Annotated in this window: 8 protein-coding genes; 4 read left to right on the forward strand and 4 right to left on the reverse strand. The window is 41.3% G+C overall.

The window, feature by feature from the left end:
- Positions 1-80 precede the first annotated feature (80 nt).
- The 3 genes from apcA to Q0541_RS10205 all read left to right on the forward strand — a co-directional run bounded on the left by apcA (position 81) and on the right by Q0541_RS10205 (position 1,549).
- Positions 81-566: an allophycocyanin subunit alpha gene (gene apcA, locus Q0541_RS10195; RefSeq protein WP_298909086.1), complete on the forward strand. Its 486-nt coding sequence runs from the start codon at positions 81-83 to the stop codon at positions 564-566.
- A gap of 65 nt (positions 567-631) precedes the next feature.
- Positions 632-1,120 (forward strand): allophycocyanin subunit beta, encoded by a 489-nt coding sequence (gene apcB / locus Q0541_RS10200; RefSeq protein WP_292760850.1) that lies wholly within the window; start codon positions 632-634, stop codon positions 1,118-1,120.
- Positions 1,121-1,342: 222 nt separating this feature from the next.
- Positions 1,343-1,549: a phycobilisome linker polypeptide gene (locus Q0541_RS10205; RefSeq protein ID WP_012411143.1), complete on the forward strand. Its 207-nt coding sequence runs from the start codon at positions 1,343-1,345 to the stop codon at positions 1,547-1,549.
- Positions 1,550-1,747: 198 nt separating this feature from the next.
- On the opposite strand, the gene Q0541_RS10210 is transcribed toward Q0541_RS10205, so the two are convergent.
- Positions 1,748-4,135 carry an EAL domain-containing protein gene (locus tag Q0541_RS10210; protein WP_298909097.1) on the reverse strand — a complete coding sequence of 796 codons (2,388 nt, stop codon included), beginning with the start codon at positions 4,133-4,135 and terminating at the stop codon, positions 1,748-1,750.
- 308 nt (positions 4,136-4,443) lie between these two features.
- Complete coding sequence (locus Q0541_RS10215) at positions 4,444-5,154, reverse strand: hypothetical protein (protein ID WP_298909100.1); 711 nt, start codon at positions 5,152-5,154, stop codon at positions 4,444-4,446.
- A gap of 1,058 nt (positions 5,155-6,212) precedes the next feature.
- Here Q0541_RS10215 and Q0541_RS10220 point away from each other — a divergent pair.
- Positions 6,213-7,415, forward strand: a complete 1,203-nt coding sequence (locus Q0541_RS10220) for an FtsW/RodA/SpoVE family cell cycle protein (protein ID WP_298909102.1) — start codon at positions 6,213-6,215, stop codon at positions 7,413-7,415.
- Positions 7,416-7,583: 168 nt separating this feature from the next.
- Here Q0541_RS10220 and Q0541_RS10225 read toward each other — a convergent pair whose 3' ends face one another.
- Entirely contained in the window at positions 7,584-9,899 is a 2,316-nt protein-coding gene (locus Q0541_RS10225; protein WP_298909105.1) for a hypothetical protein, read from the reverse strand.
- A 13-nt stretch (positions 9,900-9,912) separates the two neighbouring features.
- The gene (locus tag Q0541_RS10230; RefSeq protein WP_298909107.1) at positions 9,913-12,147 is read right to left on the reverse strand and encodes a hypothetical protein; all 2,235 of its coding nucleotides are present in this window, start codon (positions 12,145-12,147) and stop codon (positions 9,913-9,915) included.
- Positions 12,148-12,224 lie beyond the last annotated feature (77 nt).

Below are 12,224 nucleotides of genomic sequence, written 5' to 3' on the forward strand. Positions count from 1 at the left end.
AGAATAAACTCAGTGAACCGAATTAAAGTCGTACCAGTTTAATCAAATCCTGGTTTCATTTGTATTGGAGGAATCCATTAATGAGTATCGTCACGAAAGCTATCGTGAATGCTGACGCAGAAGCTCGCTATCTTAGCCCTGGTGAATTGGATCGGATCAAATCCTTTGTTGCCAGTGGTGAACGCCGTGTGCGGATTGCTCAAGTTTTGACAGAAAACCGTGAACGGCTGGTTAAGCAAGCTGGCGATCAACTGTTCCAAAAACGTCCTGATGTTGTGTCTCCAGGTGGTAACGCCTACGGTCAAGAATTGACTGCTACTTGTCTGCGTGACCTAGATTACTACCTCCGCCTCGTTACCTACGGTATCGTTGCTGGTGATGTTACCCCCATCGAAGAAATTGGCGTTATCGGTGCCCGTGAACTGTACAAGTCCTTGGGAACTCCTATCGATGGTGTTGCTGAAGGTATCCGTGGGTTGAAGAATGTCTCTGCTACATTGCTGTCTGGTGATGACGCTGCTGAAGCTGGTAGCTACTTTGACTACTTAGTTGGCGCCCTGCTATAGGGTGATGCTGTTTCCCTGCCGAAACAGAAGTATTGCAATACGGTTGGAAATAAGGAATTAACAACATGGCTCAAGACGCAATTACCGCTGTCATTAACTCCGCAGACGTTCAAGGTAAATACCTAGACTCTTCTGCTTTAGAGAAGCTAAAAGTTTACTTCTCCACTGGCGAACTGCGGGTACGTGCTGCTAGCACCATCAGCGCCAACGCTGCTGCGATCGTCAAAGAAGCTGTAGCAAAATCCTTGCTATACTCTGACATCACCCGTCCCGGCGGCAACATGTACACCACCCGCCGCTATGCTGCTTGCATCCGTGATTTGGACTACTACCTCCGCTATGCCACTTACGCTTTGTTGGCTGGAGATCCTTCCATCCTAGATGAGCGTGTGCTAAATGGCTTGAAGGAAACCTACAACTCTTTAGGCGTTCCCGTCGGTGCTACCGTGCAAGCTATCCAAGCAATTAAGGAAGTAGCCGCCAGCTTGGTAGGTTCTGACGCTGGTAAGGAAGTCGGTGTTTACTTAGACTATATCTCTTCTGGATTAAGCTAAGAACTAGTTTGCGCTTAAGAATTTAGGTGCGGCTTTATTAAGGTCTGGAAATCAACTGTGAGTGCTAGAACGTTATATTGCTTATCTTGGTAAATTATCAGTGATGAGTGTTGCTGGTCTAGTATTGATGTTTGATTTCCAGCCTTTGAATATTAAAAGATTTGCACTCAAGATTTTGAGATAAAAAAAGTTTTCACAAAGTATACAGGAGATTTTCAGAACATGTCCCGTTTGTTTAAAATTACTGCTCTAGTTCCCAGCCAAACCCGAATTCGTACCCAACGCGAACTACAAAATACTTACTTCACTAAGCTAGTTCCCTATGAAAACTGGTTCCGCGAACAGCAACGCATCCAAAAAGCAGGTGGCAAAATAATCAAAGTGGAACTAGCAACTGGTAAGCAAGGTGCTAATACTGGCTTATCGTAATTCTGTAAATAGAACGTTATTTTAGAGAATTAGTAAGAGGTCAGCAAAGACCTCTTTTTTGTTGCTTAGATTTTTGAAAGTTAGAAAATGCGATCGCTCACTGGTGATTCTGCTAACAATCCTTGTATCATCATATCTTCTAAAAGCCAAGCAGTTAATCGGATTAAGTTATTAAGTTATGATAAAAAATTGCCATAATCACCACTGACGATTAGCCACGATTAAAGCCTCTGCTGTTGAACTATCCAAGGGCTTCGAGAAAAAATTTCCCTGGCCATATTCACATTTCATTGCTCTCAGGAGTGCTAATTGTTCTGCCGTTTCCAAGCCTTCTGCTGTAACAGTTACACCTATTTTTTTAGACAGGGTGACAATTGTCTCAACAATATCTAAATTTCCTTCACCAACACTCCTTCCACTAACGAAGGAGCGGTCAATCTTCAACTCATGAATCGGAAAGTGATGAAGGCGACCTAATGAAGAATAGCCTGTACCAAAGTCATCAATTGCCAACTTGATTCCTAAATTTCTTAGTAGATTTAACGTAGTGGTGACATTCTCGCCGTTTTCCATAATTACGCTTTCTGTGATCTCCAATTTCAAACTCTGTATATCTAAACTAGTCTCCTGTAAGACTTGATTGATGTGCAGCAGTGGCTTTTGTTGACTGAACCAAGAACTACAAAGATTGACGCTAATGGTCAAGGCTTGCTCACCCAACTTCCCTGATTTTGGAGGGAATCGGTCTTGCCACTGCTGTGTCTGGCGGCATGCTTCACGCATCACCCACTCATCAATTAAAATACTCAGCCCAGTTTCTTGAGCAGTTGGCAGGAAATCTTCTGGAAAAATAATACCCCGTACTGGATGCTGCCACCGCACCAGTGCTTCAAAACCAGTTATCCTCCCGGTAGTGAGTGACACAATTGGTTGATAATGAATCCGAAACTCCTGACGTTCAATAGCTCGTCGCAGAGCCGTCTCCAACTGCAAGTGTGCCATTGCCTGAATATGCATATCAGTATTAAACATCTGGTAGCGCACCTTGTCTTGTGCCTTAGCTCGGTACATTGCAATGTCGGCGTTACGCAGAAGGTCTTCTGGTTGGTTATAATCTGTCATGCTCAAGGCAATACCAATACTGACTGTGGTAAACACTTCTTGTCCATCTAAAACTACGGGAATTGCCAGTTTTTCTTGTATCTGTTCAGTCATGTGTACTACGTGGTTGACATCCTGAATTCCTCCCAACAGGATTGTGAACTCGTCTCCTCCCACCCTTGCAGCTACATCCATAGAGCGCAAGCATTCCTTTAGCCTTTGAGCAATAGTCAGCAGTACTTGGTCACCAAATGTGTGTCCCAAGCTGTCGTTGATAAATTTGAAGCGATCTAAGTCTAGAAACAGCACAGCAAATAAATAATCTGAATGCCGCTTTGAATAATCGATCGCATTTTTGAGGCTATTCATAAAGAAAGTGCGGTTTGGCAACCCCGTTAATGCATCGTGAAATGCCAAATGTAGCAGTTGTGATTCTGCTCGCTTACGCTCTGTAACTTCAATTAGCAATTCCTGATTTATTTTCGCTAGTTCTGCTGTTCGTTTTCTGACACGAGTTTCTAGCTGATCATGAGCTATTTGTAACGCCTCTTCTGCTTGCTCTAGTTTCTGATTCTTTTGTGAAAGTTTTTGAATGTAAGTTGCGATCGTTTGGATAAGGTTGTTGAAGGATATTGACAATAGACCGATTTCATCTGATGTGGTGACCGGAACTCGCAAAGTAAAATCTGATGAAGAACTGACAAGTTGAGCAACCTGAGTTACAGCTTCTATCGGGCGGGCGATCGCTCGACTGGTAGAGAAAGCTAAGACAGCAGCGAACAAGACTGAGAGTACCATACCGATAGCAATAATCTGGTTTCGCAAGTCCTCTGCTTCTGTCAAGGCGTCCTTTGCTTTATTCTCTTGCTCTCCAGCGCTTTTAATAAAAGTTGTGAGATCGTAAGCAGAGCTAACAATTGCACCAAATTCCGGGCCACCTGTAAAGTCTGTGATTTGTTTCTTAGCTGCACCACTTGATTGTGGTTGTAACATCTGCGGCTTTATCTGGTTGAGCACGACTTCAAGCTGTTGGTAGAATTTTTCTGCCGCCCGATAATCTTTGGACAACAAACGATCCAAGTTTTTTGTAGCTGTGGTTTGTGGTGATCGCTGGAGTTCGTTGATCAGCTGCTTAATTTTTTCTGCCCGCTCAGACAATTCCAACTTGTGTTGCTCAAACTCTTTCGGCTTTTTGAGTAAAGGTACAAACTCTATGGTAGGTAGAGTCCGAAGCATGGCTACTTGCAAGTCACTCAACAGCTGACCTTGTTGATTAGCACTGTCTTGACTGGTACTCGCTTCTTGCTGGTAGTAATTGCCAAGGGTCAATCCAGCGATCGTTCCTCCTACAGCAATGCTCAGAGCTACAGCATAGCCGCCAATAATTTTATTTCTCAAACTCAAACGACGCAGGATGTCTGATATCCTGTTTGAACGAGTTTTTAATAGGATAAATCGACAGATGAGATTGGGTTGACTCTTCACAAGATTCTAGCTTTTAGAGTAAAGAATTTTGCTACAGTTATATAAATCAAAGGAAGTAGCCTTCATTCTTCTACTCTAACCCGTACAGCAGGGCGCAAATAAACCAACCATTTAAAATGAGTGAAAACTTTATTTGGTAAGCTTTCTTAATTTTGAATTCTACGTAGCGGTACTACGGTTAGGTGTTCTATCAAGCCCTTCGGAAGAGTCTAAAAGTTTATTGCAGCAAAGGTTTTAGATTAGCTGGCATTTCATAAGAGCTACTCTAAATATTACTTACTACCACTACAGTGATGAAACAGAGCTAATTAACTCTCAACAGTGTTGATAACAGAAGGCAGTAGAAGTTCTGGTGAACTCATCCACCAGCGAATAATTCTTTCTTCTTTAACGCTGCACTGTACGGCACCCCCCACTGCTGTTAGATATGTAATAACCTCTGGCAAAAGCTGACGAATTATTTTGCGTGTTCCTTGGGCAGTAAAGATTTCTACTTCCCCAAATAATTTTTCCATATAGACTGAGTAGAATCCCATATCTCGCAAGGAATTAATTAATCTTGTGTCTGACTGCTCCCGCGATAAAGTAATGTGCAGCTCATCTTGACGAAATGTTCCAGGTGCTAAAGATGCCAACTTAAGCTTAAAAGGAATTTCGATTTCTGGATTGAAAGATTTTTCCTCAATTTCTACGTCAACGGGAATATATTCCGCCTCAATGTACCCTTCTATAGCTTCAGAATTATCCTCTAAGTAGCGGAGAATACTAGCAAAGTTTTCTCGAACTTCTGAGCCATATTTAGTTTTCATTGTCAAGTGCTTTTTTGGAGGACGATGAGCAAGTCCTTCGGGATGACCTGAGAAGTCGGAATTCCAAAAGTTCTGAGTCTCAATCAGAAATTTTTCAAAAGGAGTTGAAAGCGTCTGAGCATCAATATGAATGTGAAACTCACCTACTAATGCTGGACGAGTAGATTTACGCACAATTGTGTTTGTGGGGGCTTTGCTGTTATTCGTCATATTTACGCAAGCTTTTTAAATAAGCCAATTAACCATAGCCCTAAGAAAGTTAAGCCACTACCGTAATATTACTGAAACTTTATCTGGGCTTTTTATGAGAAACTTTCTGGATGCGTGATAAATTAAAAATTTTTCGGTTTGTCAAAAGTCAAAGCAAGGAAAGCAAAAAGTATTGTTATTGTGTTGTCAAATTTGGTAGTGGTCTGAGAAAAATATCCTTTGTATCAACTAGCGATCGCTAGAACCACCCCAGTCAAGGCGACTAGGAATTAGATTAACAGTTGCTAGCTGAGTGTATTCAAGTTGACCATTATCAAATGTATCGTTGTCAAAGCGACTTAAGAGTTATAAGTTATAAGTTACAACAGCACTTTGCGGCATGACAATTTGGCTAATTGCCCTAGCAGCTGGGTTACCTTACAAGAACCTATCCCACTAATAAAATTTGTGGTAAAAAGCTTAAGCTTATTGAGAACTGAAAATGAAAAATCAAGGTTTTCAAGCACATTTTACGAACAGAAGTAGGGTTTTTTAGAATAGTGGGATAGGTTCATATCTATGGATAGACAACCAGTTATTGCGTTAAATCATTGAGTTTGATTAAATAAATGGGTATTTGTCCCCAGCAAATTGTTTACGTAGTGATCGCCACAACAATCTTATTGATAAATTCCCAATACTTAATTTAATAGAGTCTTCAGCACCTGTTATATTATGTCCGCTTGATTACTTATTAAACTCGAAGAAACCCAAAGAGCCAAAGTGTAGCTTTTGCGGTTCGTTTTGTGATGATTTTGCGTAAGTCCTGATTAGATCATTTATAGTAGTAACGATTTTGTATAATTTAAAACTTTTTTTACGTAGCCATACCTTCTTTAGGAGACGCTACGCCAACAGCAGGCATAGCGATCGCAATTTGTCAGAAATATTGATCGAGCGGTGTATTGATGTTGACAACTCTAAGATTTATGGTTGTAAAGCCTACTTATGAGTTATGAGTTATGATTTATGAGTTTTATTGCTAACTCCTAATTCCTAACTTTTTACCCGTACTGATCGTGAATCTACGCCGCCTGATTCCAATTTTTGATAGTTCAGTCTCCAACTGGGCATTAGAAGCGCGGTTGTTGCGCTGGTTAACGTTGATTTGGCTGTTCGTCGGCTTGATCATGCTATTTTCAGCATCCTATCCTGTGGCTGACGCTCGTCATCATGACGGGCTGTACTACTTTAAGCGTCAACTACTTTGGGTGTTAGTTTCTTTAATCGGATTCAATATTATTGTTAATTTCCCGTTGCAAAAAATTTTGGGACTATCCCATTGGTTTTTGTTGCTGTTTTTGGCGTTAATTTTTGTCACACTGATCCCAGGATTGGGAAGGAAGGCTTTTGACGCAGCGCGTTGGATTGCGATCGGGCCAATTCCGATTCAACCCTCAGAATTAATTAAACCCTTTTTGGTGCTGCAAAGTGCGCGGCTTTTTGGTCAGTGGGAACGAATCAGTTGGCGGGTTCGCTTGGCTTGGTTGGGTATTTTCGGTCTGGTACTTTTAGGAATTCTTGCCCAGCCTAACTTAAGTACAACAGCACTTTGCGGCATGACTATTTGGCTAATTGCTTTAGCTGCTGGGTTACCTTACAAATACCTGGGAGGAACAGCAATTGGTGGAGTGATGTTGGCAATCCTCAGTATCAGTATTAAAGAGTACCAGCGTAAACGGGTGATGTCATTCCTCAATCCGTGGGCGGATGCTACAGGAGATGGTTACCAGTTAGTGCAAAGTCTACTAGCCGTAGGTTCTGGTAGAACTTGGGGAGCCGGATTTGGGCTTTCCCAACAAAAGCTGTTTTATTTACCAATTCAGGATACCGATTTTATTTTTGCGGTATTTGCCGAAGAGTTTGGCTTTGTTGGCAGTATGGTGTTGTTGGTACTTTTAGCTACATTCGCCACTCTCGGATTAATTGTGGCGCTGAAGGCTAAAAATATAGTGCATCGATTGGTAGCGATCGGCGTGACGATTTTGATGGTAGGACAGTCATTGCTTCACATCGGTGTTGCTACAGGTTCTTTACCAACTACTGGTTTACCTTTACCCATGTTTAGTTATGGTGGTAATTCCATGATTGCCAGCTTAATAGCTGCTGGGTTGCTGATTCGGGTAGCACGCGAAAGTAGTGAAGCTGAGGTAGTACCGTTGCGAAAACCCCTGTTGGAAAATGGGCGCAGACGCCGAGCTTTTCAGAAAAATAGGAATTGAGCTAGTACGCTCTTTGCACGATCAAAATTGAATAAATTATGGAAAACCTAAAAAAAACAGTAATCAGCAAAGAGTCTTTATTTTCGGGATTGAGGCATCGCATAGAAGATGATTTTGGAGGCAGTCTTCAACTTTCATATATCTCTGCTTTTTACATTGCCCAAAAAGTTACCTTAGAGGGAAGGGAGTCTTAAATGGGCTATTGTTGCGTGGTAGAGTAGATGGAATTGGGTTAATGCTAGGTATAGGAGTAGGAGTAGGCACCACTTTTTTGATAACTGTGATTGCAAATCCTCTTTGCTGGGGTTGTTGCTTGCCAGATATGTCATTAACTTGTAGTGCGATTTGAGGCGGGAAGGCTTGATTGACTGGAAGTTTTATTGAGTCAACTGGTTTAACATCATTGCCGTATGGCAGAAGTTTAACCTGAATATTTTCTCCCTCTACTCTCCAACTTAGAGTAGTAAATTCCCCTTCCTTGAGAACCAAATTTGGTTGCTCACTACCGTTGATTCTAAAAGAGACAATCTTAAATGGTTTTGGTAATATTTCAATTTTTGATTCAGTCTTTTTAAAACTATTTTTTTGACTTCCATTGTTAGAAAAAGCTTTGATTTGAAACGCAAAGTTTCCAGCTTTATTTGCTATTAGAGGAATATTTGTACATCGCAGTTGTTGATTTTGTTGTGTACATAGTTTTTGGAATTTAGGGTCGCTAATCTTACCTTGATTAAATTTATAAGCAATTTGTTGACCATAGGATGTACCATCATCTGCACTGCCAGCAATTTGAATTTGTGCTAACAATAATGGACGGGCAATTGTCCAACTTAAAAGAATATTTTGACCTTTTGTATATAGTGGTTTATCTGCTTGGAAACCAACTACTTCAGCAATTTCTTTTTCAGCTATTTCTACTTGTGTTGTTTGGCTTACTACTTGGTTCTTTGGAGAAAATAATTGTATACCATTACGATAAAAGGCTTGTAAATCAAAAGTGTAATTACCTTTTGTTTTCACTCCAGTTTTAACGTTGCTACAAATTAGCTCTTGTTTTTCTTGCACCTGACAAGGAGGTATTTCATTAGCACTTCCTTTGCCTAGTGTTTCAGGAATGCCATTGCTAAAGTCATAGGTAATAGGCTGAATAGGTTGCGAACCTTTGGTCGTCAGAACCAACTTTTTCAACTGTTGATAATTGTGAATGTCCCACTTTAAAGCTACCTCATCCTCCTCTTCAGTAATTCGAGGGTTATTAGCACTAAAATTTTCTAATCTCAAAGGGTCAGGATTTAAAATTCCCCAAATGATAAATCCTATCCCTCCGAGTAAGCCCAAAATTGCCAAAATTAACAGAATAAATTGCCACAAAGGACGAGGTTTCCATACCAAACTTCCTTGAGGCAATGTGTTAGGTAAGGGTAAATTTTGTTCGTCTTTGATATCGAGTTGAAAGTTGATCACTAACCCTGTGCCAAACCACGGTCTTCGCCACCAAGGTCTGGGTTTGACCGTCAAATTGGCGACAGCACTTCTATTGGGTAATAATCTTACTTCAGTCGGATCAAATTTGTAAGTATATAGTTCTTCTTCGTCTCGACTTTTTAAACTTAATATTAGTTCGCGGACAATATTGCCCTGGTTCGCTAGTGATAATTCGTACTTGCCAAGACTACGGCTAACTTGTCCCAAGATGGTATTAAGTTCTATATCTAGGCGATAATTTGTCGGAATCTGGATGTACACCAAATCCAGCAGTACTAAGTCTGGAGAGCTTTCCGAATACAAGCGGATTGTCGGAGAATAGCTTCCCGCAAGGGTATCCCCAGGTGGATGAAATTTCAACAATATTTGACCCTGAGTACTAGGGTTGAGTTCTAGTGCACTCACATCAGACACCAACCCTGGCCCCTCAAGTCCAGTTGCAGGATAATTGATTGTGAACCAGTCATTATCTAAATCTGGGCAACTCAAGCGGAATCTGTCTACGAGATAAGAGCGATTGTCAACTATTACCTCCACTTGTAGAGGTTCACTAGGATTGAAAATTAGTGGCTTGTTGGGGTTGGTGTTCGGTCTAATGGAAAATGTCGGGTCATTCACCCGAATTGCTGTCTGTTCTTTTAGTAGAACCTTAATTTGGTTTGGGAAGGTTATGGGAGTATCTTGTGGATAATGTAGAGGAGAATCTACGACTAGTGTATAGTCATAGGTTCCTGGGAGAGCATTTGCGGCGATTTGAAATTCAAATGTTACTTCGTCACTATTCTGTTGGGGAGCTAATGCTAAACTTTCTCTAGGAGAACTAAACCAACCGGTTAAATTTTGAAATACTTCGTCAAAAACAAAATATAAATCAATAACCGCACTCTGGTCTCCCTGATTGATTACAACAACATACAGTTGAATGGTATCTCCTGGCATCCCAAATTGAATTCCAGGTGGATTGATAATAACTTCCAGTGGATTGAATTTAGCTTGCATGTCATCGACTCCCTTATTTGATGCGGTGTAGTTTGACCTGAAAATCTTCACTACCACTCACAATCATGGTTCCTTGATTAGTTTTCAAGTCGATACTATTGATTTTTTTAGAGCTTTGGTAAATGGTTTTACCTTCTGCTGCCTTTGTTTTGTCGAGCTTATGTTCGGGGGTTAAGTACCAAACCACTACTCGTCCATCATCGCCACCACTTACTAACAGACTACCATCATCACTAAATGCCAGACTACGCACAGATGTTTTTGATGCTGACCATCGGTCTAGTGGCGAACAATTGAGTTCATTTACTTTTTCTTGCGGATTCTGATTTTTGAGAGTTTGACACTGATTTAAATTCCAAATCGTAATGAATCCCGCAGAATCGGAAGTTGCTAAGATTTTTTCTGCTGAGTTAGGAACAAAAGCCAATCCCCAAATATAGTCTTCACGCCCAACTCTTTCGTCTAGTTTTTCGAGATTTTGCACTGATAAACCTGGGAGTTTATCAGATTGAGTTGGATTCCACTGCCACAATATGAAACGCTTAAAGTTTCCGGCAATTACTAGAGTTTTTGCATCTGGGCTGAGATTTAATGCCCGGACTTGGAAACCTGATAGTTTCAATGTACTTTGTACGTCGATAACTTCTCGCGGTTCTGGCAGAAAATCGCTGTTAGGCGCTGGTCTTGACCATAATCTAACTTTACCACTGCCATAACCACTGAATAAGTTAAGTGAGTTTGAGGTGAAAGCTAGGTCAAAGACGCGATCGCCTTTTGCCTTTGGATCTTTAAGGTCTTGAAGTTCACTGATCTTTGCACCTGAGGGGACATCTCTGAGTTCAATTACACCATTATCTAAACCAACAGCAACACGATCATTTTGTAACGGCATGAAACGTAAGACTTCTACAGCGTCGTCAGTAATCGCCATCAAACCTTTGGGCTGTTGCGCTTTATCACAAGCAACCGGCCCCCCAGCATATGTTACTCTATCGTCGGGGTCTAACCTATCAGCACCGATTCTCCAAAGTCTTAAGGTGCAATCATCTGAGCCACTGACCACAGATAAACCAATACCACTAAAACGCACTGAATTCACAGAACGTGTATGCATTACATCTCTTGGTTGCAGTATCCATGCTAGGAGTGCAGCTAATAATGCGATCGCAGCCAGCTGTAGCCATAGAGGTATAATTGGAAGAGTCTCCACTTCCAATGTCTGCGTGGCGGGGTCTGTACTCCCTAAACGTTGGTCGGATAATTCAGATTTGGCCTCCAGCAACAAAGTTTTGCCGATTCCTACCCAAGGGCGTTTTGTTTTAACATCGAGGATGACTTTACTTGTCTCTCCTAAATGGAGATTGGCAATTTCGGGAAGCTTTTTGAAACTACATTTTCGCCAGTCTCTACCCTGCACTTGTACATTAATTTCTTGGTTGAGGTTGCTAGCGTTTTTAAATAGTAATTCAAAGGAAGCTGTATCCGACTTCCAGTCAGGCAACCATGCCGATTTACTAGGAATTTTCAGGTGTTTTTGTGTGATGCCAAAGTCTATAAAACCCACAGGCAAGACTTCAATATTACCTTCAGCACTACTTGGATAACCATTATTGCTAACAGCTTCAATAGTAAAAGGGTAATTTTGACTGGGCGCTTGCACTACAGAAGGAGGTTGGCATTGGAATGTCGCTTCTGCTAAACCACCTGCTTCTAAGAATAATCGGCGTTCTGCACTGCTTGTTAGCCAAGAAGGATCAACACCTGTAAAACGTAGTACTACATCGGTAGGTTGTTGCCCCAAGTTCCGCACCCGTACTGGTATATCGAGAGAATTTCGGGGATAAACTTGGAACTCCCGCACAGGCAATTCCACACTTAAATGTGTTGGTCTGTTGTCTCGCTCGATTTTCAGCCTCAGCACAACTCTGGACTGCTGTGCTAATTGCGGTGAAAAAATCTTCACCATCAGGTTGACAGTACCGACAAATCCCGGAATGGGTGTATTGAATATGAAGACTTGGAATATTGTACTACTGCCTGGTGGCTTCGCTGCTGCCACCTCTGGTTCGAGTCGATACCAGAGATATCCTGTGTTCCGGGTTTCTCCTGCTGCGGTAACTTCTATCTGAAAATTGACAAAGCGATCGCTGTCATTATTGACAGTTACTTCAAATGAGACAGGAGTATCACCTGGACGAAAGGTTAGGTTCTGAGTAGAAAGACTGGCATTAATAACATTTTTTTCCATGCTATTATTTATACTTTTTTAGTACTTTGCATGACTAAGACTCTTAAAAAATTAATATCTGCGAAAATGTCACAATA

It is taken from the genome of uncultured Nostoc sp., from assembly GCF_937863485.1.
GTDB lineage: Bacteria > Cyanobacteriota > Cyanobacteriia > Cyanobacteriales > Nostocaceae > Nostoc.